We start from the raw sequence: 23,621 nt of genomic DNA, 5'->3' as shown, positions 1-23,621 counted from the left end.
ATGAGTTCCACCAGTGTGAGCCCCTCGGCCATCGCCGAGCGCAACCCCCTCGCGCACCCGGCGATTGCATCGGTGCAACTGTTCGACTACAGCTTGCCGCCGGGCGACCACCTCAAGGAACTCTACAACGCGCTCTGGAAGGCCGTCGACGCTGATTTCCCACATGCCTCGAAGAAAGTCGCTCGTCTCCTCCCGCGTGGCCACGGTAAGAGCGAGTCGGTGGGCGTCGTCTTCCCGACGTGGGCGTTGCTCACCCACCCCGATATTCGGGTGGCTATTATCTCGAAGACGGCCAATATCGCCGCCGAGCGGGCGGGGAAGGTAGTCGACGCGGTCGAACATTGGGCTCCGCGCTTCGGTGTCGAACTCGACAACGCCGCGGGACATCAACTGACGACGGAAGCGAACGACCACAAAGAACCCAGCCTGTCGGCGTACGGCCTCGAATCCCAGTTGACGGGTAAACACTTCGACGTCATCGTCTGGGACGACATCGCCGACTGGGAGAACCAACGCACTGCGACCCAGCGTCGGAACGTCCGGGAGTACTTCCGGGACTACACGAAGAACCTCGGCGACCCCGACTCCGCGTTGGACGGTGGGTTCGTCCAGGCGCTCATCGGCACCCGGAAACACCCACAGGACCTGTATGAGACGGACATCCTCAACTCGGCGACGTGGGATGCGAAGGTGTCGACGGCGATCCGCGAGTCAGACTGGCCGCTCGTCGAACAGCGGGCGTGGTCGGTTCGGGGTGACGACGGGCAGGTGTACGACGACGTCGCGGCGCTCCCGGCGGACGTCAACCTGGCGAACAACGGCGTCATCCCCGACCAGCCACTCACCGTCCTCTGGCCCGAACACAAACCTCCCGAATCACTCCTGTACGACATCGTCGACGGTGACGACTCACTCCCCATCTGGCGACGAGAGAACCAACAGGACCCACACGCCCTGAGTGGCGAGGTGTTCAAATCGGAGTGGCTCACGTACGTTTCCGAGCTTCCGAACCCCGCGTCGAGCTATCGGTGGGTTGCGGGGATGGACATCGGCCTCGTCGACGACCTCCAACAGGCCGCCGAGAACGACACTGACTACACTGCACTCGCGGTCGTCGCCTGGGATCGGTCGGTCGGCCGAGGCTACCTCGCTCACCTCGCTCACCGCCGTGGCATGTCGGTCAAGGCCGCCGCCGACTGGGCCGTCGACGAACTCGCCGACTACGCTATCGATGCGATGCTGGTCGAGCAGAACGCCAACCGCGGTGTCGCCCAACGCCTTCGAGACGACTCGCCCATTCCGGCCGACGGGACGACGTCCTCGGGGTCGAAAGAAGAGCGCATCCACAACATGGCCGCGGAGTTCGAGTCCTCCGATATCCGCATCGTCGGCGACCCGACCGACGAGGTGTGGCGTGCCTTCGAGACTGAAGAGTGGCTGCAGTTCCCGAGTGCGAGTCACGACGACCGACTCGACGCTATCGAGATCGCCCTGCGGAATATCGACACCGCGGAGACCACCTCGCCGCGCGTCACGCAGCCCTACTAACCCCTCTTCCCGCCATCAATGAGCTATCGAGATCGTTTTCGCGCTGCCTTAGCCGCTGCGACGGATGCCGTCCCGTCGCCGACGACGCGCTCGCCGGCCGGGCGGCGGTTTTACTCGGCCGGGTCGGGCATCGACCGCGACAAACCCCCCAAAGACGCCTACGACCTGTATCGCCAACAGGCGAAGACGGGTCTACTCGTCCCGCCGGCTATCGACACGTGGGTCTCTGAAGTCTGTCGCCCCGGTGCGCAGGCGACCGCCGAGAACGACGACCTCCGGGATGACCTGAACGAGTGGGCGGCCACCTGTGCCTTCTACGCTGGGGAGGCCGACGAACCGCTGGATGCCCTCCTGCGGTTTTCGGTCTACAACTACTTCGTGGATGGCGAGCCGCTCATCGAGCACGTCTGGAACGACCCGAGCATCGAGGACGACGAGCAACGAAAGCTGTTGTCGCTCAAGCCCTTCGACCCGAAGACAGTCCGCTTTCTGACCTACGAGGGCACCTCGATTCTGGTCCGCCCGGAGAACAAGGGTCGGCCACAGACGGCCGGTGGGCTACAGGTCGACGACGCGGCCCCGACCAACGACCGCGAGGAGTACGCCGCGTTCGTCCAGTATCCCGAGGGCAACTTCGGGTGGGACGAACGCAACCGCGTCCCGCTCTCTCAGAACGACGTCACGCGCATCCCGAGAAAGCCCACGTTCGACGCCCGCACAGCCACCGAGACGCACGCCGGGACGCTCGATTCGGGCTCGATTCGCGGGACGTCACTCGTCGAGTCCATTTCGGAAGAAGAAAAACGCCTGCGAGCCCGCCTGCAAGACTACAACGGCTCCATCGCCGGCATGGCCTACCCCCGCCTGAAAGTCCAGTTCGAGGACTACCAGGTCGGCGAGGGGGCGAACGCGGAGGTCGTCAAGTGGGACGACCCGGACATCAAGGCCTACATGGGCCATTACGACCGTGAGGAGGACGACCAACAGTACAGCCCCGGCGACAACTGGGTCGACCCGGGTGGCAAGTTCGGCTCGCCGCCGGGCGTCGATACGGAGGTGATTCCGGGGCAGGTCCCCGACATCGACGATTCGATTCAGACGAGTATCGACCTCATCGCCTCCGGACTGGGCGTCCCGAAGTACCGCATCGGCTACGCTGACGACCTGAACCGGCGTATCAGCGAGGAACTCGCCGACGACTTCCAGCGTGACGTCCTCTCTGTTCGCCGACTGTTCGAGCGGAAACTCTCGCCGATTTTCGAGTTGAAGGCCGAGGAGTTCGCTCGGGAGGACGACACGGCGTACGGCGAGGAGGACCTCGATGGCGTGGGCCTCTCGATTGCGACCGACGAGACGGACTCGGTGGTGCGTGACGAGGAGTTCGACGCCGAGAAGTTCCGCAATCTGATGCAGGGGCTGTCGGCCTGGGCCGATTCGAGTGCGAAACTCAACTTCCCGACGGCGTGGGTGGCTGACGAACTCAACGTCGCGCTTGAGGAGTACGACGAAGACGAAGAGGCGCTGCAGTCGACGATGGAGCGCATGGCCGACCAGGCCGGCGTGACGGCCCCCGACGCGAGCGAGTTCTTGCCCGAGGGTGAGAGCGGAGGCGACTCCGAGTCAGAGGGCTGACCCGCTACTCAAGGGCGATGAATTCATTTGAATTCACGTGAGTCGCACGACGATATCGGTCCCGCCAGCCCTCCACGACCGGCTGAGTGCCGAAAAGCCCGATGACGAATCGTGGCCGGCGTTCCTCGAATCGCTGCTCGATGGCCGGGATGAATTCACAATGAATTCACTCTCGGAGGACGACGTCGACCGCATCGCCCGACAGACGGCCACCGAGGTCGAAGACCGCATGACGCGGCGCTAACTCGACCCGAATCCACTCCTCGCTCTGTCCATGTCCACCACCGCTAGCCTCGCCGCCGACCCGAGTGGCACGTGGACGTTCAAAGAGCAGACCTACCGACCAGCGCTCACCACACGCTTTCGGGCGCTCAAAGGAGCGATCCGTACCACGGTCGAGACGAACGACGCCCTCCGCCTGTCGGAGGCGCAGGCCAACCTCGCGCCCGAGGATATCACACCGCGTGAGGACTTCGGCACTGGCGACCGGGCCGACCGCGAGGCGGCGTTCCAGCGCTGGGCCGAACTGATGGCCACGACGGGCGTCCTCGAATCGCTGCCCAAGGCGCGCGTGTTGGACGGTCAGCACTTCACCGCCGACTACGTCCGCGAGGCCGCCCGCCGTGGTGAGTTGTTCGCCATCGACGCCCTTCGAGAACAGGGCCGGTCTGTCGAGCAGACCGAGCCGTTCGCCACCGACCAGCGCGAGGAGACGCTTCGCCGCCTCCGCCTGCGGAACTACCGCGCCGTCGAGAAGGCTACCGATGCGACGACGGGCGAACTCGGGCGTGTCCTCTCGGAACTTGGTGCGGGCATCACGCTTCGGGACGCGGCGAATCGACTCACCACCGCGGTCGACGAGACGGGCCTGCAGCGAGCGCGGGCCATCGCCCACACCGAGACCCAACACGCGTTCACGCAGACGACGCTCGACGTCTACGAGGAGAACGGCGTCGAGTCGGTGACGCCGTACGCTCGGTATCAGACGGCGGGTGACAGCCGTGTCTGTCCGCAGTGTGCGCCCCATCACGGCGAGACCTACAGTATCGCCGAGTATCGGGCCGGAACGGCTCCGAGTCCGCCCCTCCACCCGCTGTGCCGGTGTGTCCTTCTCATCGGTTCTGCACAATCATGACCTACGACGCCCACACCACGACCCGTAGCGCCCTCGCCGAGAACGCCGACCGGACCGTCCACGGGGTGGTCCTCCGTGACGACGAGTTCACCCGCGGCCTGAACGGCCCGAAGCTGTGGCCGGCCGCCGAACTCGAAGCTGCCGCCCCCACGCTCGCGGGCAACCAACTGACCGTCGACGCAGAGTACGCCACCGAACTGGGCGTCGAAGTCGAGACGGGCCATGGCGGGGGCGTCGTCATCGGCGACATCACGCGCTCGGCGTATCAGCCGGGCATCGGCGTGCTCTACGAGGCGGTGCTCGAAGACGCGGGTGTCGCCGACCAACTGACGACGGGCGATCTCGAAATCTCCATCGAGGCGGCCCACCCCGACAGCGTCGAGGAGGACCCCGAGACGGGCGCGGCCATCCTGCGTGGCTTTCGGTTCACGGGGATGCAGGTCGTCACCGAGGGGGCGGCGAAGGGCAACTACACCGCCCCCGGAAGTGCGAGTGACAACCCCGCCATCGCCGCGCTCTCGGCAGCCGATATCAAGGCGGGTCTCGACGATGCCGAGGCGGCCCTCGCAGACCCGGTCGTCCTGTCGAATCCTGGTGGCGACCCGAGCACGGACGCCGAGGACTTCCATGCGTTTCTGGATGCGCTTGCCGAGGCGGCCGACGACATCACCCACGAGCGCAACGACGAGACGCACTCGTGGCCCGACGACCGCGAGTCGTTCCCGGTTCACGACCCACACATCGTCGTCACTGGTGTCTCGAAGTCGGCCGTTGACGACCTTCTCGACGACCACCCCGATGTGGATAACCTCTCGGCTATCGAGGCCGAGGCGGCCACCGAGGCGGCGCTCGCCCGGCTGTATAGCATCGACCTCCACGCTCACACCAGCCTGAGTGAGGCCGACCTGCGCTCGGTCGTCGCCAGCCTGAACGCCATCGCTGGCGTGACGGCCGTCCCGACCGACGTGGTCCCGGACGACGATGACGCCCGCGACCCGCTGATTCGGCTCGTCATCGAGCGTGACGCTCTCGACTCTGTCGAAGTGGCTAGCGAGGCCATCCAGGCGGCGACCGAGCAGACGGCGTTCGAGACGTACGGCGAGTTCGACCTGCTGAATCGCCTCGCGGGCGACCGCATCGCCGCCGCATCGGCGGCCCCTGACGGGGAGGATGCGGCTGACGTCTCCGACGGCGTGCGCTCGCTCTTACTCGACGTCGGTGTCGACGAGAGCGACGTCGAGCGCGTCCTCGACACCCTGACCGACGGCAGTGACCCGGCATCGGCCGGCGAGTCGTCGGCCGCTTCGGAGCGCGACTCCGAGCGCCCTGCCGGCGACAACACCCCCTCCACGACTGACACCGACACCGACGACGGTTCAGCGACCGACGCGACCGGCGCAGGCTCGCCGCCGACATCCAGCGGGCCATCCGACGATTCAATGAGCGACTCCGACACTCCTACTGACCCTGAACAGTCCCCCGACGACCCCGCCGACGACGTGGGGCCGAACATCGATCTCGATGGCAAGGTCGTCATCGACGAAGAGCGCCACGACGAACTGAAGGCCAAGGCCGAGACGGCCGAGGACCTCTCCGAAGAGGTGGCGGCGCTGACGCGCAAGAACGACGAGCAGGCCGAGACTATCGACCGCGTCGAGGAGTTCTACGTGGCGGCCCTGACGGCCGTCGGCCCGTACGGTGAGGCGTTCTACGACGGGATGCCTCACGAGAAACTCGAAGCGGCTCTCGCCGAAGCGGTCGGCGAGGACTCCGCCGAGGCGGCGCTGTCGGCTGCCCTCGAATCCATGACGGCCGCCGAGGCCGAGACCGACTCCGACGCCGGGACGGGGACGCCCCAGACTGGCGACGGGCCGGGCGAGGACGCCGAGGAGTCGGCCGCCCTCGCCGACGAGCGCGCGGCGCTCGAAGAGCAAGCGGAGGCTGCCCGCGAGGCCGGCCTTCACGGCGCGGCCGACCACTACGAGCGTGAAGCGGCCGCGCTTGACGGGGGTGAGAACTGATGAGCTTCCCCGAGTTCGCCGAAGGCGACGACATCGGCATGACCGTCGATGGGGGTGGCTCCGAAGGTGACGGCGTCGCCGTCACGGGCGACCGGACGGTCTCGGTCGTCGCCAGTGCGGACGGCGACGTCGACGGCATCCTCGCGTACGATGCTGCCGACCAGGAGAAGGCGGACGTCGTCTTCCAGGGCGCGCGCCCGGCGAAGGTGGCCGCCGGGACGGCCGCCGGCACGTACGTCGACGGCTCGGCGACGGCTGGTGAGCTGTCGGCCGCGACGACGCCGGTCCAGTCGTCGATTCTGACGCTGACCGGCCCCGACGCCGACGGCTTCGCGCTCGTCCTCATCCGATAACCGGCTTCGCGGCCCGTCACCGTCACCGCGACGGTCGGAGCCACCCGCCACTATCGATTCGAGCGGTTCCCCGCTGTGTATCGCCCGCCGAGTAGCCCTCCATCCTCCAGCAGTTTCCTTCAATGCCAACGACCACTCACGACATCCTCACTGACGAGGATGCCGTCTACGCGCAGATCGAAGCGACCGTCGAACAGAACAACGTCTTCCGGAACGCGTTCCGACCGGCCGACCTTTCGGGTGCGAACTCCGAGGTCGTCAACTTCGTCGTGCACGAAGACGACGAGAGCGACATCGAGATCGTCCCCGAGGGCGGGGAGTACCCCCGCGACATGTCCGAGCGGCGTCGCGTGCCGTGTTACCGGGACAAGTACGGCGAGGAGTACGCCATCACGATGGAGGCGCTCAACGACGGCATCTTCGACGACGTCGCCGAGGAGGCCAACGCGAAGATGCGCCGGATGGCCGAGCGGATGGACGCCGCCGCGGCCGAAGTGTTGCAGGCGGCCACGACGGACAACGACCACTCCGCCATCGGTGACGATAACGGGACGCTCACCTACGCCGACATCGTCGACGCGAACACGACGCTGCTCGACGACCCGTTCCAGTTCTCGCCGGACCAACTCTACGTCGGCCCGCAGGGCATGGGCGACCTCCTGAAAGACGAGGTGCTCACGCACGCCTCCGAAGACGGCGACGAGCGTATCTCCTCGGGCATGGTCGGCACCATCGTCGGCATCGGCGACGTCTATATGTCCAACTCCGGCGTTCTCGGGGCGGGCGAGGCCATCCTCGTCGACTCCTCGAAACTCGGCCGTGAGGGTGTCTGGCTCGACATGGATACCCGCGAGTACCAGGAACCCTCGAAGGACGTCGAGCGGGTCATGCAGATGAAGACGCTGCGTGGCTGGGCGGCCCTGCGCTCGAACGCCGCCATCCCGATCAACGGGTAACCACTCGTGGCGCTTCCCATCGACGACTACGACGACCTGACCGTCTCGGAGGTCCGCTCGGCGTTGCGTGAGCGTGACTTTTCGGATGCGGAACTCCAGACGCTGCGTGAGTACGAAGCCGACAACAAGGCTCGCTCGACCGTGTTGGAGGAACTCCCCGACGCGGACGCCGAGGCCGAAGACACACCCGACGATGCGGAGGGTGACGCCGACGCCGACGCGGATGGCGACGATGTCGATGCCGAGGCCGAAGACGCGGGCACGAGCGCCGACACCGACGAGAACGCTCCGGAGACGGTGCGTATCTCGCCCCAGACGTCGGTCATCGCTGGCAACGTCTTCCGGACGCTCTACACGCCGGTCGAGGTCGAACTGACCGACGGCGTCGAAGCCGCGATCCGGGACGGCCGGGCGCGGCGTGTCGACGACGAGGACTGACCAATGGCCGCCCGCACCGACGCCGAGCGCGTGACCAACGCCTACGGTGGTTCACTGGACGTCGCCTCGGAGACGATGGCCGACGCCATCACCGACGCCCACCTGCTCGTCGACCAGCGGGTGAGCGACCACCTGCCCGCCGAGCACCCACGGCGTGCCACCATTCTGGAGCGCCTGGAGACGCTCGTCGCCGCCCACTACGCCTATCCCGACGTGGTCGGCGCGCTCGACGAGGGTGTCCGCGTCGCTGCGGACTCGGACATGGACACGTCCGTCGAGTACGACACGGACGTGACGGCTGTCGGCCCCGATGGGCTGGCGAGTCCGTTCTGGGCGCGGGCGCTTGACGTCGACCCGACCAATCGCCTCGGTCGGCACACGCGCTCGCCGACGAGCGTCTTCGTGAACTGACCATTGGCTACCCCCTACTCAAGAGGGGGTCGGCCCTCGGCTGTGGTGTGGTCGGTCGCCTCGTCCCCTCTGAGACTGGCCGGCCACGCACGCTGCGCGGGTCACTCCCCACGGGTCGCCGCCCGGCGACACGGCGGCCGTGGGTGCATCGTGGTTCGTCTCGGCATGCTAATGCGGCCGGCGTCGTCACTGCAGCGGGGTCACACCCACCGGCCGTTTGGGGTTTGCATAGTGCCCCACCTCCGGGGGAGTCTAGCCACACTCCCCGATTCGGGTCCGTCTGTCCCGGTGGTCCTACCCACCGGTGCGACCGATTGGATGCGCCACGAGGCGCGTGGGCTTCGATGCCCACCGGTCGTCTGGGGTCCGCTTTCACCCCACCAATGCGGGTCGGCGGCAGGGTTTCATCATTTCCCCCACCGTCGCCCGCCCCTTCCCCTACCCATCCATCGTTGCGGCCGTCCGGGGTCACACTCGACGGTCGTTTGCGGGCTGACTCGTCCCGCACTTGCTTCCGTGGAACTCATTTCGCACACGCGCCGCTGTGAACGGCGCGTGTTCACGACACTGTTGGACCGCGTGGGCGTTCGACTCGCCCGGTGTCGCGTGTTATGCCTTCGCTCCCCATCACCGACTACGACGATCTGTCCATCGCCGACGTGACCGACCGACTCGGTGGCCTGCCTGACGCCGAGTTGTCGCTACTCGCCGACTACGAAGCCACGCACAAGGCACGTGTCGGCCTGCTCGACGACGGCCCGCTCGCCGCCTTCGCGCCTATCGGCCTCTACGCCGTCGACACACCGAGTGCCGACGAACAGACGGCCATCGACGCCCGGACGGACGCCCTCGACGACCCCGACGCTCGCCTGTCGACCGACGCGGTGGCCGACACCCTCGGGGTGACGCCAGCGATTCGGCCGGCCGACGACCACTACGCCGACGGGACGCGCCTTCGCGTCCGTTCGACGACACACGCCGTCGCAGGCTATCAGTTCTCCGAGCCCGAGCGGACCGTCACCGTGAACGCCCGTGTCCGCGAGGCCATCGACGACGGGACGCTCACCGTCGTTCGCCACGCCACGCCGTGGGAGTGACTCACCATGCAGGAGTTCAACCTCATCCCGCGCGTCCAGGCGAGTCTCGCCGCCGCCGAGGACGACATCGCCATGGACATCGCCGACGCCATCCACCAGCAGGTCGACGACAACTGGCAGAGCGGCCAAGACGCCCAGGGCGCGCCGTGGGCACCCAACGCCCCGAGTACGATTCGCGCGAAGGGTGGCTCGACGCCGCTGGTCGACTCCGAGGAGACGCGTGAGGACATGGGCACCGCGAGCGTGGGCGGCGGCGTCGCCCGATACGGCCCGACGACCGAGCGCGCCGGGAAGCTGTTGGCCATCCACGAGCATGGCGTGCCCGAGAAGAACATCCCTGCGCGGCCGGTCATCGGCCCTGCAGCAGACTACGGCGAGGACGTCGCCGGCCGTGTTGCCGCCCGGTCGCTGGCGCGCGCACTGAAGCAACTCTAACCTGAACCATGCAAGACCCACTGTATCGCATCGGCGAGCCCCACGAGTATCGCCCACTGCTCGCTACCGACACCGAGGGCGGGTATCCGGACTTCGAGTTCGGGCCGTGGGAGACGGTCACCGCGAATCACTCCTCGAAAGGCCTCGCCGAATACACACGCGACCAACTCGGCGACATGGACGGTGTCGAGTACCTCCTGACGGCCCCGGACGCCGAAGGCCTCGCCGAGGACGGGCAGGTGCGCATCGACGGCGAGGTCTACCGACTCGCCCACGCCGAGCACGCCGCTCGCCACGACCGGACGCGCTGGCTGTGTGTGCGTGATGACCGCCACGTCGACGACGATACCGAGACCGACGCCGACGACGATGGCTTCCGCGTCGTCTCCGGGCCTGAGTAACTCTCTCCCTCACCGATGCTTCCCTACCCTGCCCAACAGCGCCTGCTCGCTCAAGCGCCCGACGAGTACACGCTCCAGTACGCCCTCGACGATGGGTCGTACGAGGGTGCGTTCGACATCGATAGCTGGTGGGCACGCGAGGACCTCGACCCGGACGACGACGCCAGCCCGGTCGACTACCCCGCACTCGTCTTCGACATCCAGCGGGCGGCCGTCCTCTCCTCGGCGCAGTCTATCGGCGACACACTGGGCTACGTCGACGCCGACGACCCCGCCCAGTTAGACGAACTTCGAGGTCGCCGGGTGTACGACGAGGTGTCGGTGACGATGCTCACCGCGGGCCACCACGAACCGACGGCGACGAGTGCGGGCGAGCGCATCAAGCAACTCGTCCCGCCAGTGTATCGCCACTTCGCGTTCACGGTCCCGCGCACGCTCCGAACCGCCGGTGACGCCCCCGGCGAGATACCTCTCACGATCCGGCAGGGTGACGTCGGCGAGCCGGTGAACGTCTCGGAGTTGCGCGCGAACACGGAGGTGGCGGGCTATCAGTTCACGCTCACCTGTCGATACCTGTTGACGGACGTGGCGACGCTCGACGCGGTCGCCGGGTTCGATATCCAACCCAGCGAGGGTGTCCACGGTGGCGAGCGGACGGTCGAAATCCGCTACGAGCCATGACTGAAGGCCCTACTCAAGAGGCGAGGGGCGTGTGTCGGGGTATGGTCGCTCAGACCGCCGCTTCAGACGACTCGGCCGATAACACGTTCGTGTGTGGCTGTTGTGAGGACGCCTTCGCTGGCGACCCTGCTCACACGTTCGTCAAACGCGCCCCGGAGACACCCCAGGCCGCTGACGTCGCCCCAGACGGAGCCCGCGCTGTCGAGACTGCTCGACTCACGCTCTGTGTGGGCTGTGCCGTGGGGGTCGCGGCCTCGTTCCGTGGTGTTCGACGATGAGTGAGGACGTCCCCGAGGGCCTCGACGAGAAGCTTCGGAACGCCGTCAGCGGGTATCTCACGCAGACGGGCGATACGGCGGGAGCAATCGCCGCCCTCGAATCGGTCCGTGACAGCGTCGCTAATCTCGACGATGTGGGGCTATGACCGACTCTGACTCTGGCTACGACTACGACCGCGAGGCCATCCACGGTGCATTGCGCGGTCTCGCCACCGTCCGCCTGTCGGGACCCGTGACCGTCGAGTCGCTCACGTGGGAGACGGGCAATTTCCACGTCGTCGCGTTCCACACTATCGACGCCACCTACCCGTTCGCGGCCGAGGTGCGCGGCGAGGCCGATGGCCAGCCGTTCTACCGCGAGCGGCTTCGCTTCGCCACTGACGGCCCACACGAGGGCTGGATTCGCCATGAGGTGGTTCGTCGTCGTTGTGGCCGGACTGGTGGACGAGTCGTCCACAGCGAGCGTGTAGGTGGCTACACCCCCGACTGGCCCGTGCCACTCGACACCGACGACGAGGGCGACGAACGAGGCTTCGGGTACCCGCATCAGGGGCGGTTCGCGTGACCGATGCCGTCGACTATCCGCGCGTAGGTGTCCGGAAACGGGAGCAAGGCGGCGACCGACCCGCCCTCCTTGACTGCCCGTCGCGGTGTCCGGAGTGTGGTGACGCCGATGGCGTAGATATCGACGTCCCGCTCGCCAAGTGGCGAGTAACCGGGCCGATAGAAGGCGAGTGTCACTCCTGTGGCGCTCGTTTCGAGGCGGCACTCGTCCCCGTGGGTGACGGCGCATGACTGACGAGTTCCCTCAACCGCAAGATAGCTCCCGTCACCGACGACTGCACGGCGCTACGTGCAGCGGGCGTCATCGAGTACGACGGCGATGGAACCCTTGGCAGCCCACGACTCCGCCACGAAACGATTCTGGTCCGACCAGTCGTCTTCGAGGGGACCCTACTCGACGATGCCTGACTATACGTGCCCGCGGTGTGGTGGTGGCTTCCCTGCGGACAGTACGGCCACCGCGTGTGGTCTCCCGGCTTGCCCATGGTGCAAGGCGATGCTCGACGGAACATACGAGGCTGGCCGATGACTGACATTGGCGACCGCGTGAAGAACCTTGGCGTGAATTCGCGGGGAGCTAGAGATTTGGTCTTATTCGGGCTAATCGTGGTTGTGCTCTTTGCGTTAATCGGTCTCGTACTGTTCGTAATTGCGATTCCGCTGTTCAAAGCTGCCCACCTCGCCGGTGTTGGGTGGGTGCTTCCGAATCCACCCATGGCTCTCGTGATTTTCGTTCTCTGGATTCTCGCCGTCGCTAACGGCGGTGGTTCTGATTGAGCTTCCCACCACCGGAATACCACGAGAACGCCGAGACGCACCTCGAAAACGCACTCAAGGCGCTTCGAGACGAGTCACTGGACAGTCATCAGCGTGAGTACGCGGTCAACCGTGCCATCAACCAGACTAACGCCGCGTTGATGTATCTCATGGCGACAAAATCCCATCACGACGAGGGGCCGCCACTGTGAGGTGGCCGTGATGGTGTTCGACAACTGCACCGCGACCACCGAGGACCACGTCAGTTACGACCCGGAGCGCTACGACCCGGACGCCCATCCCGACGAGTGCCTGACCTGTGGGGCGCTACTCGACGGCACCGGCGATGGCGCGACGACGAGTCGCTCTTGCCCGCAGTGTGACGTGACGGTGGTGGTCATCTGATGGGCGACGACCCGCCGACGTTCCTCGTCACGCATGGCTACGATGAACACGAGAAGAAACTCACGCCACAGTTTCGAGTCGCCGACCTCTCGCTGTTCGCTCGGAGTGACTATCTGACCATCATCCGCACGCACCAGATGATAGGCGATTCGTTCGCCATTCACCCGGAGGTGGCCGATACCCTCGCCATCGGTGATACAATCACGTTCGATGACTACCTCGCGGCCCTTCCCGACTCGGCCACTGAAGAAGAACTCGACGCCGTCGCGTACGACTACAGCTCGCTCAGAACCTACTGCCTCGCCGAGAACACTCGTGTGACGATGGGTATCGTCGATGCACAAGAACAGGTCTGCCCGTCTTGCGAAAGCCCGGCACACTGGCTCAACCGACAGGGGCGTGTCGACGGCCCGACCAGCCCGGTCCGCTTCGAGTGCAACAAGTGCGACGCCGCGTTCGAGACGGCGCTCGTGAGGGTGATTTGATGACTGACGACCCCCCGCGCGTTTCGTTCATCCGGGAAGGTGGCGGCAGCGTCCATCCGTCGCTTAACACTGACCACTGTCCTAAATGCGGAGCGGACGGATTCTACGGTCGAGTGCGCCTCCACGCTGGTCACGGCAATTCAGATGGACAAGCAGGTGCAACTTGCGCGGACTGTGGTGCTGAGTACGAAATGGTGCTCGTCCCGGTGAACAATGACTGACACACCAATCAGCGACGTCGTTCCGGACGACTTTTTCGCCGCGCCGGACCCCGACCCCGACCCAGTCCCGCCCTGGCCAGTCGTCATCCTCACGACGCCGACGGCTGACACGGACGAAACGGCAGTCGGAACGCTCCTGCCGGCCAATAGTGACCTCGGCGAGGTACTCGGCGCGACTAACCCGGCGCTCACACACGTCGAGCGCCTTCGGGACGTCGGTGTCAGGCTCATCGAAGTCGCCGTCGTCGAGGAGTGGACGCCCGACGCCCTGCGGGAGTCCGTCCCAGAGTCCGCCGCCGACGCGTCGGTCCTGACGGTCGCCCCGCCGATTATCACACCAGCCGATATCGAACAGGCGTGTGCTATCGACGCGGTGGTCCGTCCGATGTACTCGCCCAGTCCTGTCGCTGTCTTCGCCACACCGCCGCGAAGCGACTACGACTCCAAGCAGGAGTGGTTCGACGTGCTCGGCGAGGTTGGCTGTCTGTCGTCTTCGTCGTGGGTCGTCGCCCACGACGGCCTCACGAACGACGCTGGTGAGGAATCGTTCTACACCCACCTCGCAATGTTCTTCATGGCCAACCAGTCCCGCCACGTCGAGTGGTCGGGCGACGAATACGACGAAGACGCGCTCGTCAAGGCGGGCGTACTCGTCCGAACCGGTGAGGTTGATGACTGACGAGTGCCCTCTCGCGGACTTGCTCGGAAGATACGGCCCTCGTCTCAACGACCACATCGAATACTGCCCGTTCTGTGGGGCCGACGCAACAACACCCAGTGAAGTGAACGGCCTCGCCGTTTGTGGACGCTGTGATAAGCGCTTTTTCGTAGAACTATGACTGACGACCTCCCCGATCTCCTCGTGGGCTGTTCAGCCCCGCGAGACGAGGTCGCCGCCCGCATCGCCGACACCGACGCAACGCTCCGCGAGCGTGTCGGCCGGGCGACGCTTCTCGTCGAGGCCACGCCCGAGCAGGCCGACCACATCGCTGCACTCGACGGCGTCGTCGGGACCGAGCGCAACTACCGCGACGTGAAACTGCTCGTCGATTAACCGCTGCCGTCCGGTTCTCCTCCCGTTCCGTCGCGTCCGGTCACCCACCGCGGTCAGGCCGCGGACTCGGTTCGACTCCGGGTGGTGGGACTTCGCTCTGTGTGTGGCACCGCCACGCCATAGAGCACCTTCTGAGTGCCCGTGAGCCACGGCATCGTGCGCGTGGCGACCCGGAGACGGCCCACTCTGGAGGGCGTGGTCCGCCCGGCCGGCTTCACCGCCGGCGGGCACATGCTGTGATGCCCTCCGGCGACGCATGTCGCCTCCCTCGCTGACGCTCGTCAGTTCCTCCCCACCGCGCCCCTCCACGCGGTGGTTCCTCCACCACCGGGTCGCCCGCCCCGGACATCCGCCGGCCCCTATTCATCAATGCCTTCGAGCAGAGTCCTCGTTCAACTCAGTACGGCGACGGCGTCCGTCCCCCAGGAAACGTTTAACGACGTTATCGTCTTCGCCCGTGCATCGTCCTCGCCTCCCGGCGACATCGACTACAACCAGAAGAAGACCTACCGCCGCCCCTCCGACGTGGCCGCCGACGTCGGCGACGGGTCGGACGCGCACGTCGCCTCCCAGGCGCTCGACGCCATGGGCGTCGCCGAGTGGTCGGTCATCGTCGTCGAAGCCACCGAAACGACGGAGGTCATCGGCGACTCCGACACGTCGTCGGTTTCGTCCGGCTCGGTTCAGAACACGCCCATGGCGGGTCACGTCACCGCGCAGGTGAGCATCGACGGCACCGACCTCGACACGGTCACCGCAGTGACCGACTCCCCGCCCGACGCCGACGCCACGCCCGAGTCCACCGAAGCCTTCGTCAACTACGACACTGGCGAGGTGGTCACCGGCGAAACCTCCAGCGGGACGGGTACGGGCATCGAGGTGACCTACACCCACCTGGACTGGACGAGTGCGTTCGCCCAACTCAACCCGACGGAACTCGACCTCGCAACGCTCGCCGACGTCCGGGCGGACGCGAAGTACGTCGGCGACCTCGACGAGGTGGTCCAGTGGGGGTCGGGCGACTACGTCCACACCACGGCCGCCTCTGTAAACTTCGCCGACTACGCCACCGAGTCCGAGGCGCTCACCGCCGCCCAGGACGTCGCAGCGTACGTCCAGAGCGGCGACTTCTCGGTGACGGCCCACAAGTCCGACGACGACGTCGCCGCGTTCGTCGCCGGGCTCTACGCCACGAAGAAGGTCTGGGCAGACCCGAGCTATCACGCGACGGGCTTCCCCGGCCTGAACACGCAGGGCTGGACCAACCCCGCGAACATCGTCGGCGACCCCGAGACGACGGGCACTATCGAGGGCGGCAAATCGGATGCCGGTCTCGAACACGCCGGTGCGATGAACGCACTGGACTTCGCCGACGGGTCGCTCGTCCTCTCGAACGACCTGACGACGCTCGGCCACGGGTCGAGCTACAAGTACCTCGACATCCGCCGGACGGAGGGGCTCGTCGTCACCGAGGCGCGCCGTGCGCTCATCAGCCTGCTCAAACGCGAGCGCATCCCGTTCAACGCGACCGGGCAGCAGATGATCGACAACGCGCTGGGCAGTGCCCTGCGCGAGTACGAGTACGACCTCGGCCCCTACTCGGACCTGGACGTCCAGGTGCCCGCCGCCGAGACGCTGGACGCGAGCGACCGCGCCAACCGTATCTGGGGGGTCATCCCCGTCAGCTACCGCGTCAACGGCGACGTCCATCGCTTCTCGCTGGACATCCGGACGACGGCCTGAGCGCCGGCGTCCCTCATCCTCGCCGAACCGAGCCGAGCATCGTCTGACGATCACCACCCTTAGCCCTCCACCCTCCCCTATTCATGGTAGCCTACAGAGACGGCGGAGTCCAGGAATCGAAACAGTACGACCCGACCACGAGTGCCATCATCGTCGGTGGCACAGCCATCGCCGACGTCGCGGAGATGTCGGTGTCGGGTGAGAAAGACCGCACCCGTGAGGACACGGTCGACCGCAACGCCATCACCGACCCCGGCGTCCCGCGTGTCGAAGCGAGCGTCACCGTCTACGTGACGTCCGTGTCGACGGAGACGTTCAAGCAACTCTGTGCGGACGACGTCGAGTTCGACGTCAACTTCAAGCCCAGCGACGACGCTGGGATGGAGCCGACGACCCTGCTCTACTGCATGGTCGACGACTGGGAACACACCGGCGTGTCCCCGACGGGCGTCCCGGAGTTCGAGGCCACGATCAACGGCTACGACTACTCCTAACGCCCGCGAACACCGGCTGTTCACCGTTCACGTTCACGTTCCTTTCAATACGCACCTTCTCGGTGCATCGGCCCACGGTTGTGGGCCACGCGTCACATTCCATACACAATGCCCTCCGATAGCCCCTCACCGACCGACGACGGTAGCGAGTCACCAACCGACGACGAGCGGACGGAGCGAGCGTCCGCCGACACGGAGACACTCGAATCAACCGGCCGACCGGCCCACGCCGCCGACGGCGCGACCGCCAGTGGCGACCACGAGTCTGATACCGACCCCAACGCCGACGATGGCGAGCGAATCGTTCGCTCGTCTATCGAGAACGCGCCTGCCCACGTCCGCGAGCAGGCCGAACCCACCAGCCCGTCGAACCCACCGGAGTCGTTTCTCGAAGGACTAGACGATGACCTGCGAGCGCGCATCGAATCGGAGGACAACGAGGTCGACCAGCCCTCCGAGGTGTTGCGCGAAGACACCGAGTACGTCGGGGACGCCGCGGCCCAGCAGGCCGGCGAGGAATCTGTGGCCCACGAGTCACCCGATGCACACACGAACCACGAGACACAGGCACTCCTCGATGAACACGAGTCACCCGAGGCTGCCCTCTCGGCCCTGCGCCAGCAGTACGTCGCCGGGGCGCTGTCTGACGAGGAGTTCGAGGCGCAGTTCGACGCCCTGTTGGGCGAGTTGAAGGCCGCCCACAGCAGTGGCGACCTCTCGGACGCGGAGTTCGAGGACCACTTGGACGGCATGTTCGACGACACGGGCGACGGCGAGGCGGCCGACCCACCGAGCGGTGACGCCAGCCCCGACGCCACCGACATCCCCGCGGACCGCGAAGCACACACGTCACACGAGACAGCCGATGCACACACGGACCGTGCGTCACAGAGCGACCACGGTGTCTCCGAGGCTGGCGACACACCCACGGCCACCGATGACGCGCCGGACCTCTCGGTCCTCGAAGACGCCCCGCCGATTGCCTACTCGGAAGTGCGAGGGATTCGCTTTCGATTTTCGGCGGAGGGCGCAGACGAGGACACAGCCATCGACGAACTTCAGCAGGATAGCCAGGACCTCGGCGAGCGCGTCTTCGACGAGAACGGCCGCATCGACCCCGAGGCGGCCGACGAGGACATCAACGAGGTGATGTTCCGTCTCGTCACGCAGGTCCTCTATCCCGGTCACAACCCCGATGGCCAGGATTACCCGAACATCGCCCGTGAGCAGTGGCTGGGCTTTCACGATACGGTCAAAGGCCAACTGTTCGGCGCTGCCCTGCAGTACCTCAACGACTACGTCTCGGGGTTTACACTCACTGTCGACGATTCGCCACCACCCGGCGGGCGCAGGTAAGCGACGAACTCGCCGAGGCGTACGGTGCGGACCCCGACGAGGTGTATGGCTTCGGCGAGGTCCGCGAGTGGTCCGACTGGAAGAAACGCGAGACGTGGGTGGCCGTCCGCGCCAAGCGAGCGGACGACGCCCGCCAACAGGCCAAATCCGAAGCGAAGGGCCACGGCTCGAAGATGAAAGCCGACCCCGATTCGCTGTCGAGCAATCAGTAACCCAGCACAATGAATTTCGCAGAAACGTATCCTGCAGGCTCATCAAGCATCGTGACCGACCCAGCGGCTATCGCAGAGGTTGGGGAGTGGTCAGCAGCCGACGTCAACCTCGGCCGCTTCATCGAAGAGGCCCGCGAGCACCCGGCCGCACCTGACATCCCAGATAGTCAATCGCTGTCGGCAGAGCTCTCCACCGAGGGCCTCGTCGTCACGCTGACGCCCGCTACAACCGGCGACATCGACGCGTGGCATGGGTTTCTCGACGGCGCAATCGGCGGTGTGACGAGCGTCCGCTGGGAACAGTCCTCGGACGACGACAGGCTCGTCTTCACCGTCTTCCCGACTCGTGTCTGACCCCGAGTTCACCGTCGACCCCGACCAGACCGAGCCGCGCTATGAGAACGCCGTGGGCTACGAGGCGCGTGGCCCCCAGTACGTCGCACCCGACGAGGAGTTCGACCACACCAGTCAGGACCTCTCGACTCTCGGGGCGCACCGCCGTGTCGACTGCATCCTCTTCGGCGTCCGCTTCCGGTTTTCTGACCCCGAGACGTATCAGGACGCCCAGCAACTCATCACTGCGACGGCGGATTTCGAGGTGCTCTGTCGCCGCGCGCTCGCCATCCTCGTCGACGACCCCGCGCCGATCTCCGAGGTCATCGAGCAACTCACGCCGTGGCAGGCCTCGCTGTTGGCTATCGAGGCGCTGACGTGGGCGCGTGTCGAGGAGTACATCGACGAAATCGACGACACCGAGGCCATCCGCAAGGCTGCCGAAGACGCGTGGTCCTGAACCCCTACTCAAGAGGCGATAGTCGGGAGTGGTAGTATGGCTCAGGAGACGGCGTCCCAAGACGTCGACCAGATGAGTGACGAGGCACTCCAGCGTGAGTATGCCGACCTCCGCGAGGAATCGGTCGCCATGTCGATATCCGACGAGGAATCGGTCGCCATGTCGATATCCGACGAGGAATCGGTCGCCATGTCGATATCCGACGAGGAATCGGACCGGCTCGCGGACCTGTGGAACGAACTCACGCGCCGGAGCGACGTTCAGCAACCGAAATGTCCCGAGTGTGGCGCTCGTGACTGGGGCTTCTCGGACCATATCGAGTGCCGTGACTGCGGCTATGGGACTCACTCCGAAGAGGACGAACTACGGCAGGACATCCAGAGCGCGTGGAACCGAATCATGCACGGGGAGTGGCAATGAGCGGGGAATCCTCGCAGGGGGTTTCGCACGAGGTGTCTGTTGACAACCTCATCTGTTCGTGCAAAGTCAGCGGGCAGGTAATGGAACGTGGGTCGCTCGGCGGATGGGTATGCCCGAACTGTGGGCAGGAGGCAGAGGTAACGATTCGGTGGGGTGACGCTCTTGACCGCTGAATCCACTCCAGACCCCTCTCGGAGCGACTTCGACACGAACGCCCCGCTGCGCGTGACAACGCCCGGCGGCACTCGCATCGGCCCGCTAGTCCGGATTGACGGCGACCGATTCGTGACTGGCCACACCGAGTACCGTCTCAAAGGCAGCGATGGCGACCTTCGCCTCGAAGGCGTCAGGAGTCGATACCCTGAGGTTCCAAACTCCTGCGACGTCGCCACGGTCGAGCGTGCAGCGGTCATCGAGGGGCCGTGGCCCGAACAGCACTTGCGCAGTGCCAAGCGCGCGAAACTCCGTGGTGATACGAGCCTGAGCGATTGGTTCGTCGGCTACGGGAAAGACCGCTCGTGCCAGTTCGAGGGTAAGTGGTGGCATCACATCGTGATGGCGCTGCGCATCCTCTCGTCGCACAACACGCGCATCGTCGCCGAGACGCTGGACCGAGACGACTTCTACCACCCCGAGTTCGGCGAGTTGGCGAACGACCTCGAAGCGTACACCGGCGCGCCGTACAGCTTCATCGACGAGCCACTTTCTGAGTACCCCTACGACCCGTCGGTCGACGGCGAGTAACGACTACAAACCACAGTAACTCACGATGACAACAGATTCACCCCTTTCCTCTGCCCGAAGCGTAGACCTTCCGACTGACCACGACCTCGACGCCCACCTCACCGCCATCGAAGCGGCCCTGTCGGCGACCGGTTTCGCCGAGTGTGAGTACACCTACTCGTTCCTCGACACCACAGAGTACCCGTCGGTGACCGTCTACGCCGTCCCGCCAGAGGGTTGCGGCGAACTGGCCGACGCGTTCTGTGACGTCGCCACCGTGTTCGACGTCGAGTATCACTCGGCCCGTCGCTTCGAGGACTCGTGTCTCGAACTCACGTTCTTCGCGTGGACCGACGCCGACACGGATACCGACGACGCAGACACGGACGCTGACGCAGAGGGCGTCGCGTCGACCGTCAGGCTCGACAACGGCAGTGGCGTCCGCGAGCGCCACGGTGACTTTCAGCTGTCAGGACCAGCCCACAACGGCGAGCGCCGTCTCTTCCTCAACAGTGCGTTCAAACCCGGCATCATCGAGGACGCCGCACAGAACGACGCTACTGTCACGTTCCTTCGTGATGGCGAGACGGTCCACGAAGGCAGGCTCGCCGGATACGACCTCGTCGATACCGAGAAACTCCACTACGCTATCGACGTCGCCGAGTAGCGCCTCTCCTCTCTTTCTCACCGTTTCCACCCTACGGCGTAGCGACAGCGCCGCGCATCGCCCATCGAGTCCACGAATCCTCCAATGCCCCTTCAGAACCACGTTCACGGCCCGACAGCCCGCCCCATGCATCGATGACCGCGCCGGACGCCGACGCGTTCACCGAGAAACAACGCCGCGTCATGGCCGTCCTGGGCGACACGACCCAGGCGATGGCCGACACGCTCGGCGACGGCTACGACGCCAACGCCGTCAAGTCCCACATCTTCCGTATCAATCGGAAGTGGCCCGGCCCGAACCCCATCCGCCGCACCGACGACAACCGCCGCGTGTGGGTCGCGGATACAGAACCGCCGACGGGCGACGCCCCCGCGGTCGCCGACGACGAGGACGGGGATACGGCAGACGAGGACGGCCCGCAGTATCCCGACCTCTCGGGAGTCGCCGTCGAGGGCGAGCCCAGCGAGGACGCCCTCACCGAGCGCGAGCGCTACATCGTCCGGCAACTCCAGCAGGGCGTCGGCTTCGAGGCCCTCGCCGAGGACCTGGGTGAACGCCCCGGCGTCACCGAAGCGTACCTCCGCGGCCTGAAAGCCGATGGCTGGGACGTCTACATCGACGAGACTGCCGAACTCGTCGCCATCGAAGGCGACCACACGCTCCGCTCCTCAGAACATATCGGCACGCGGACGCGAAAGGCCAATCGCTGGTGGCAATCGAGACACAACCAACTCGTTCGGGAGTTTAAGTCTCTCGACACGCCAACAGTCACGACCGACACCACGCCTGGTAGCGAAGACTGGGTGTTGCATCTGACCGACATTCACGCCGGCGACCGTGTCCGCCTGCCCGATGGGACCGACGTCTACGACAAACACGTCGTTGCAGACATCGTCAGGTACATCACCGAGAAATCGCTCGAACTCGCTGACTACCACGGCGCGGACTACGATAACGCCTACCTGCTCTGGGGCGGAGACTATCTGACTGGGGAAGGCGTGTACGAGGGGCAGTTCGAGGACCTCGACGCGTGGCTGGATGAGCAACACGACATGCTGTTGGACCCGCTCATCGAACAGGTCAAAGCCTATTCCGAACAGTTCGATAGCGTCACCGTCGTCGGGATGCCCGGCAACCACGCCGAGGACCGGGCGAGCGGGACGAGTCGGCAGGCCAATGGCGACCTGATTCTGTATAAGTCGATTCGCAACACCGTCGCCAAACTCCGCGAACACGGCGATGAACTGCTAGAGAACGTCGGCTTTGAGCTTGCGGAGGGGAGTTCGTACATCAACTTCCCGCTCCGCGACGGTCGGCTCAAGGGCCACCTCCGACATGGGCAGAATCGCCGGCCACAGGCAGAAACCAGCAAGCGGAAACAACAGTGGCTCTCGACGCTCATCACTCACGAATACTCGCTGGCGTGGATGGGACACCACCACGTGTCGGGTGTCATTCCGTGGGACGGCCCGGACATCGTCGTGTCGGGCAGTCCCAAGCCGCCGGGCGGGTTCGTCGAGCGCATCGCCGCCTCGGCCCAGCCCGACCCGCGGCAGGGTCCACGAGAGATTGCCACCTGTTGTTCGGTCGCCGACCACGGGATGACCTCCCGACTCGCCATCAAGACTCACGACTTCGATTACATCGAAGCCGCACAGAAAGCGCGAGACTGACCGCCAAACCTACCTATGATGGCCACATACCTGGTGCTAAGTGCGGATTCGCCGAAAGGCCGGTGCGTGAACACCGACCGTACTTGGATTACCAAGCGTGTTACAATCGACTCTCAACGAGTTTAGTCGTTCCGAGCCCCAACCTCAATGTCCACTGTGCTCGAATCTCCCGGCGGACGAAAAGCTCTACCGTGAACGGAAAACGCTCGTTCACCTCTACAAAGACCACAATCGCACTCAAAAAGAGATAGCCTCTGATTTGGATTGCTCCCGGACAACTGTGAAAACATGGTTTAAAAAGCATGACATCACGACCTCTCGGTTCGAGTATGAGATACCCAAGCCCAAGCTCAATGAGTGGTACCACGACCGAGAGTGGACGATCCAGCAGATTGCCGACCATATCGGCTGTTCGTATCTCGCAGTCCATCATCGGATGGAGCTGCATGGAATCGAGCGCCGGCCTTCTCGCCTTCCAGACGACCCTGACGCCGACCTCCGATATCGTGACGAATCGTTTCTGCGCGAGAAGTATCATGGAGAAGGTCTCTCTAAAGGAGAACTCGCTGAACTATGCTCAGTGACCGAGTCGGCCATTCAGGCATCGTTGCTGCGTCATGACATAGACGCACGCTCGTATTCGGCAGCTCAGAGGCTCCGGCGAGAAAA

At 65.4% G+C, this 23,621-nt stretch carries 33 protein-coding genes; 31 read left to right on the top strand and 2 right to left on the bottom strand.

Annotated elements, in window-relative coordinates; translation table 11 throughout:
- The 15 genes from GQS65_RS18665 to GQS65_RS18595 all read left to right on the top strand — a co-directional run bounded on the left by GQS65_RS18665 (position 1) and on the right by GQS65_RS18595 (position 11,951).
- Positions 1–1,548 (top strand): phage terminase large subunit family protein, encoded by a 1,548-nt coding sequence (locus GQS65_RS18665; RefSeq protein ID WP_158206138.1) that lies wholly within the window; start codon positions 1–3, stop codon positions 1,546–1,548.
- 18 nt (positions 1,549–1,566) lie between these two features.
- Positions 1,567–3,180: a hypothetical protein gene (locus GQS65_RS18660; protein WP_158206137.1), complete on the top strand. Its 1,614-nt coding sequence runs from the start codon at positions 1,567–1,569 to the stop codon at positions 3,178–3,180.
- Between the two features lie 37 nt (positions 3,181–3,217).
- On the top strand, positions 3,218–3,424 hold the full coding sequence (locus GQS65_RS18655) for a hypothetical protein (RefSeq protein WP_158206136.1): 207 nt from the start codon (positions 3,218–3,220) through the stop codon (positions 3,422–3,424).
- 30 nt (positions 3,425–3,454) lie between these two features.
- Complete coding sequence (locus GQS65_RS18650; RefSeq protein ID WP_158206135.1) at positions 3,455–4,315, top strand: phage minor head protein; 861 nt, start codon at positions 3,455–3,457, stop codon at positions 4,313–4,315.
- Positions 4,312–6,336, top strand: a complete 2,025-nt coding sequence (locus GQS65_RS18645; protein ID WP_158206134.1) for a hypothetical protein — start codon at positions 4,312–4,314, stop codon at positions 6,334–6,336. Before GQS65_RS18650 ends, GQS65_RS18645 begins: the two co-directional genes overlap by 4 nt.
- Positions 6,336–6,689, top strand: a complete 354-nt coding sequence (locus tag GQS65_RS18640; RefSeq protein ID WP_158206133.1) for a hypothetical protein — start codon at positions 6,336–6,338, stop codon at positions 6,687–6,689. The genes GQS65_RS18645 and GQS65_RS18640 overlap by 1 nt, the downstream gene beginning before the upstream one ends.
- A gap of 122 nt (positions 6,690–6,811) precedes the next feature.
- Positions 6,812–7,645, top strand: coding sequence for a phage major capsid protein (locus GQS65_RS18635; protein ID WP_158206132.1), 834 nt, complete (start codon positions 6,812–6,814; stop codon positions 7,643–7,645).
- Positions 7,646–7,651: 6 nt separating this feature from the next.
- Positions 7,652–8,083, top strand: coding sequence for a hypothetical protein (locus GQS65_RS18630; RefSeq protein ID WP_158206131.1), 432 nt, complete (start codon positions 7,652–7,654; stop codon positions 8,081–8,083).
- Positions 8,084–8,086: 3 nt separating this feature from the next.
- On the top strand, positions 8,087–8,494 hold the full coding sequence (locus tag GQS65_RS18625; RefSeq protein ID WP_158206130.1) for a hypothetical protein: 408 nt from the start codon (positions 8,087–8,089) through the stop codon (positions 8,492–8,494).
- Between the two features lie 611 nt (positions 8,495–9,105).
- Positions 9,106–9,591 carry a hypothetical protein gene (locus GQS65_RS18620; protein ID WP_158206129.1) on the top strand — a complete coding sequence of 162 codons (486 nt, stop codon included), beginning with the start codon at positions 9,106–9,108 and terminating at the stop codon, positions 9,589–9,591.
- A gap of 6 nt (positions 9,592–9,597) precedes the next feature.
- A complete protein-coding gene (locus GQS65_RS18615; RefSeq protein ID WP_158206128.1) occupies positions 9,598–10,026 on the top strand; it encodes a phage virion morphogenesis protein in 429 nt (142 codons plus the stop codon).
- Positions 10,027–10,034: 8 nt separating this feature from the next.
- Positions 10,035–10,427 carry a hypothetical protein gene (locus tag GQS65_RS18610; protein ID WP_158206127.1) on the top strand — a complete coding sequence of 131 codons (393 nt, stop codon included), beginning with the start codon at positions 10,035–10,037 and terminating at the stop codon, positions 10,425–10,427.
- A gap of 15 nt (positions 10,428–10,442) precedes the next feature.
- Positions 10,443–11,108, top strand: coding sequence for a hypothetical protein (locus GQS65_RS18605; protein WP_158206126.1), 666 nt, complete (start codon positions 10,443–10,445; stop codon positions 11,106–11,108).
- Between the two features lie 274 nt (positions 11,109–11,382).
- On the top strand, positions 11,383–11,532 hold the full coding sequence (locus GQS65_RS18600) for a hypothetical protein (protein ID WP_158206125.1): 150 nt from the start codon (positions 11,383–11,385) through the stop codon (positions 11,530–11,532).
- Positions 11,529–11,951 (top strand): hypothetical protein, encoded by a 423-nt coding sequence (locus GQS65_RS18595; RefSeq protein WP_158206124.1) that lies wholly within the window; start codon positions 11,529–11,531, stop codon positions 11,949–11,951. Before GQS65_RS18600 ends, GQS65_RS18595 begins: the two co-directional genes overlap by 4 nt.
- Here the strand turns inward: GQS65_RS18595 and GQS65_RS18590 are convergent.
- Positions 11,933–12,127, bottom strand: a complete 195-nt coding sequence (locus GQS65_RS18590) for a hypothetical protein (RefSeq protein ID WP_158206123.1) — start codon at positions 12,125–12,127, stop codon at positions 11,933–11,935. The two genes, GQS65_RS18595 and GQS65_RS18590, sit on opposite strands and share 19 nt — an antisense overlap.
- A gap of 348 nt (positions 12,128–12,475) precedes the next feature.
- Between GQS65_RS18590 and GQS65_RS18585 the strand changes: the two genes are divergently transcribed.
- The 16 genes from GQS65_RS18585 to GQS65_RS18510 all read left to right on the top strand — a co-directional run bounded on the left by GQS65_RS18585 (position 12,476) and on the right by GQS65_RS18510 (position 22,952).
- Positions 12,476–12,727 (top strand): hypothetical protein, encoded by a 252-nt coding sequence (locus GQS65_RS18585; RefSeq protein WP_158206122.1) that lies wholly within the window; start codon positions 12,476–12,478, stop codon positions 12,725–12,727.
- On the top strand, positions 12,724–12,918 hold the full coding sequence (locus tag GQS65_RS18580; RefSeq protein WP_158206121.1) for a hypothetical protein: 195 nt from the start codon (positions 12,724–12,726) through the stop codon (positions 12,916–12,918). Before GQS65_RS18585 ends, GQS65_RS18580 begins: the two co-directional genes overlap by 4 nt.
- A gap of 10 nt (positions 12,919–12,928) precedes the next feature.
- Positions 12,929–13,111 carry a hypothetical protein gene (locus GQS65_RS18575; protein WP_158206120.1) on the top strand — a complete coding sequence of 61 codons (183 nt, stop codon included), beginning with the start codon at positions 12,929–12,931 and terminating at the stop codon, positions 13,109–13,111.
- The gene (locus tag GQS65_RS18570; RefSeq protein WP_158206119.1) at positions 13,111–13,596 is read left to right on the top strand and encodes a hypothetical protein; all 486 of its coding nucleotides are present in this window, start codon (positions 13,111–13,113) and stop codon (positions 13,594–13,596) included. Before GQS65_RS18575 ends, GQS65_RS18570 begins: the two co-directional genes overlap by 1 nt.
- Positions 13,597–13,809: 213 nt before the next feature.
- Entirely contained in the window at positions 13,810–14,496 is a 687-nt protein-coding gene (locus GQS65_RS18565; protein ID WP_158206118.1) for a hypothetical protein, read from the top strand.
- A 156-nt stretch (positions 14,497–14,652) separates the two neighbouring features.
- Positions 14,653–14,871 carry a hypothetical protein gene (locus tag GQS65_RS18560; protein WP_158206117.1) on the top strand — a complete coding sequence of 73 codons (219 nt, stop codon included), beginning with the start codon at positions 14,653–14,655 and terminating at the stop codon, positions 14,869–14,871.
- A gap of 369 nt (positions 14,872–15,240) precedes the next feature.
- The gene (locus GQS65_RS18555) at positions 15,241–16,614 is read left to right on the top strand and encodes a hypothetical protein (protein WP_158206116.1); all 1,374 of its coding nucleotides are present in this window, start codon (positions 15,241–15,243) and stop codon (positions 16,612–16,614) included.
- Between the two features lie 83 nt (positions 16,615–16,697).
- The gene (locus GQS65_RS18550) at positions 16,698–17,108 is read left to right on the top strand and encodes a hypothetical protein (RefSeq protein WP_158206115.1); all 411 of its coding nucleotides are present in this window, start codon (positions 16,698–16,700) and stop codon (positions 17,106–17,108) included.
- A gap of 108 nt (positions 17,109–17,216) precedes the next feature.
- A complete protein-coding gene (locus GQS65_RS18545) occupies positions 17,217–18,464 on the top strand; it encodes an SHOCT domain-containing protein (RefSeq protein ID WP_158206114.1) in 1,248 nt (415 codons plus the stop codon).
- 41 nt (positions 18,465–18,505) lie between these two features.
- Entirely contained in the window at positions 18,506–18,676 is a 171-nt protein-coding gene (locus tag GQS65_RS18540; RefSeq protein ID WP_158206113.1) for a hypothetical protein, read from the top strand.
- 9 nt (positions 18,677–18,685) lie between these two features.
- On the top strand, positions 18,686–19,030 hold the full coding sequence (locus tag GQS65_RS18535) for a hypothetical protein (protein WP_158206112.1): 345 nt from the start codon (positions 18,686–18,688) through the stop codon (positions 19,028–19,030).
- A complete protein-coding gene (locus tag GQS65_RS18530; protein ID WP_158206111.1) occupies positions 19,023–19,469 on the top strand; it encodes a hypothetical protein in 447 nt (148 codons plus the stop codon). Before GQS65_RS18535 ends, GQS65_RS18530 begins: the two co-directional genes overlap by 8 nt.
- 36 nt (positions 19,470–19,505) lie before the next feature.
- A complete protein-coding gene (locus GQS65_RS18525; protein WP_158206110.1) occupies positions 19,506–19,889 on the top strand; it encodes a hypothetical protein in 384 nt (127 codons plus the stop codon).
- Positions 19,890–20,174: 285 nt separating this feature from the next.
- On the top strand, positions 20,175–20,633 hold the full coding sequence (locus GQS65_RS18520) for a hypothetical protein (protein ID WP_158206109.1): 459 nt from the start codon (positions 20,175–20,177) through the stop codon (positions 20,631–20,633).
- Positions 20,634–20,658: 25 nt separating this feature from the next.
- Entirely contained in the window at positions 20,659–21,279 is a 621-nt protein-coding gene (locus GQS65_RS18515; protein WP_158206108.1) for a hypothetical protein, read from the top strand.
- 134 nt (positions 21,280–21,413) lie between these two features.
- Positions 21,414–22,952 (top strand): metallophosphoesterase, encoded by a 1,539-nt coding sequence (locus tag GQS65_RS18510; protein ID WP_158206107.1) that lies wholly within the window; start codon positions 21,414–21,416, stop codon positions 22,950–22,952.
- Between the two features lie 100 nt (positions 22,953–23,052).
- On the opposite strand, the gene GQS65_RS21735 is transcribed toward GQS65_RS18510, so the two are convergent.
- Positions 23,053–23,490, bottom strand: a complete 438-nt coding sequence (locus tag GQS65_RS21735) for a hypothetical protein (RefSeq protein WP_233265204.1) — start codon at positions 23,488–23,490, stop codon at positions 23,053–23,055.
- Between the last annotated feature and the right edge of the window lie 131 nt (positions 23,491–23,621).

The sequence above is a fragment of the Halomarina oriensis genome (assembly GCF_009791395.1).
Lineage (GTDB): Archaea > Halobacteriota > Halobacteria > Halobacteriales > Haloarculaceae > Halomarina > Halomarina oriensis.
Note: the sequence above shows the minus strand (reverse complement) of the source record. Positions and strands in the feature narration are given on the sequence as shown.